The 1,090-nt window shown below is 65.8% G+C and carries 2 protein-coding genes and 1 pseudogene; 2 read left to right on the top strand and 1 reads right to left on the bottom strand.

Annotation, left to right across the window (positions count from 1 at the left end; translation table 11 throughout):
* Nucleotides 1–377, top strand: a pseudogene (locus MOV75_RS39305) (DNA-protecting protein DprA); the annotation flags it as partial.
* Here the strand turns inward: MOV75_RS39305 and MOV75_RS39300 are convergent.
* Nucleotides 374–808 carry a helix-turn-helix domain-containing protein gene (locus MOV75_RS39300; protein ID WP_246932873.1) on the bottom strand — a complete coding sequence of 145 codons (435 nt, stop codon included), beginning with the start codon at nt 806–808 and terminating at the stop codon, nt 374–376. The pseudogene MOV75_RS39305 and the gene MOV75_RS39300 overlap by 4 nt on opposite strands.
* Nucleotides 809–890: 82 nt before the next feature.
* Here MOV75_RS39300 and MOV75_RS39295 point away from each other — a divergent pair.
* Nucleotides 891–1,090: NAD(P)H-dependent oxidoreductase (locus MOV75_RS39295; RefSeq protein WP_246932871.1), on the top strand; the 200-nt coding region annotated here is incomplete at its 3' end.

The following is a 1,090-nucleotide window of genomic DNA, read 5'->3' as shown; positions in this document are numbered from 1 at the left end:
CGGCCGAACAGGGCCGCGAGGTGTTCGCGGTGCCGGGCTCGCCGCTCGATCCGCGCGCCGCCGGCGCCAATGATCTGATCAAGCAGGGCGCAACGCTCGTCACGGAAGCCGCCGACATCGTCAACGCGGTTCAGCCGATCATGGAGCGCCCGCTGATGCATCCGGCTGAAGAGCCCGACAGCGAGCCGTTCGAGAGCGATCCGCAAGGCCACGACCGCGACCAGATCACCGGCCTGCTCGGGCCCGCCCCTGTTACGATCGACGATCTCGTGCGGATGTCCGGCGCCTCGCCCGCCATCGTGCGCACGGTGCTGCTGGAGCTCGAGCTTGCCGGAAAGCTCGAACGCCACGGCGGCGGGTTGGTGTCGCTGATCTAGTTATCGTTGCGCTGATCGAAACGTGTCCGTGCGGCCTCGATCTGCGCGAGATGCTCCATCGCCCATCTGCCGAGGGCCTCGACTGGCTGCGACAGCCCGCGGCCGAGATCGGTCAGCTCGTAGTCGACGCGTGGCGGAATGGTCGGGAAGATCGTGCGCGTGACGAGGCCGTCGCGCTCCAGGCCGCGCAGCGTCAAGGTCAGCATCCGCTGCGAGATGCCGTTGATCATGCGCTTCAGCTCGTTGAAGCGCTTCGGCCCGCCGCCGAGCATCATGATCACGAACACGCTCCATTTGTCGCCGACGCGGGACAGCACGGAGGCCACCCCGCGGCAGTCCGCGTGGTTGGGGTCCGGCTGCGTGTCTGACCTGGCGTCTGGCCTCGGCGAGGCAGGCAAATCAGTGTTCTCAGGTTTCAATAATGTGCCCATGGCTCAAAAAAGTGCGTTCTTGCGGGGATTTCTACAGTCACTCATGTAGCTCTGGTTACAAACATATACCAGGGTGACCCAAATGAAACTCCTCCATATCGACTCCAGCGTGCTCGGCCCCCACTCCGTCTCCAGGCAGGTTTCCGCCGCCATCGTCGACCGCCTCCAGCAGACGACGCCCGGCCTCGATGCCACCTATCGCGACCTGACCCAGACCCCGCTCGCCCATCTCTCCGGCTCGCACCTTGCGGCCGCGCAAGGCGCCCCGGTGCCGGCTGAACT

Source organism: Bradyrhizobium sp. PRIMUS42 (assembly GCF_023006515.1).
Taxonomy (GTDB): domain Bacteria; phylum Pseudomonadota; class Alphaproteobacteria; order Rhizobiales; family Xanthobacteraceae; genus Bradyrhizobium.
Note: the sequence above shows the minus strand (reverse complement) of the source record. Positions and strands in the feature narration are given on the sequence as shown.

Coding starts and splice junctions, on each gene's coding strand:
- MOV75_RS39300 (WP_246932873.1), bottom strand. CDS start 808: ATGGGCACATTATTGAAACCTGAGAACACTGATTTGCCTGCCTCGCCG.